This window comes from Bradyrhizobium sp. 25ACV, from assembly GCF_054863005.1.
Genome location: NZ_JAVAYO010000062.1, coordinates 1 through 279, shown reverse-complemented (window position 1 = coordinate 279; position 279 = coordinate 1). Strand labels below are relative to the sequence as shown.

The 279-nt window shown below is 50.2% G+C and carries 1 protein-coding gene; it reads right to left on the bottom strand.

Going from position 1 to position 279, the window contains the following annotated elements; translation table 11 throughout:
• Positions 1-97: 97 nt before the first annotated feature.
• Positions 98-279, bottom strand: a 182-nt coding sequence (locus RAD04_RS38580; protein WP_461627952.1) for a hypothetical protein, incomplete at its 5' end; no start/stop codon positions are given.

Here is a 279-nt window from a genome sequence, read left to right as displayed (position 1 = left end):
CCGATACGCAGACGATTGCCAAATCTACGTAGGTAGTGAAGCAGCAGCGCAACGGGTGAAAACCTCGGTTACGGAGTTCTTGGAGCAGACGCTTAAATTACGGGTAAACCGTGAGAAAAGTGCGGCGACCAGAGTGAGTGAGCGTAGCTACTTGGGACACCGCTTCAACGATGATGGTGTGATAGGTATCAGTGATGACGCCATGCATCAAATGAAGAAACGAGTGCGACAAGTCACCAAACGAAATAGAGGACGAACGTTCCCGGCAATCATCAAGGA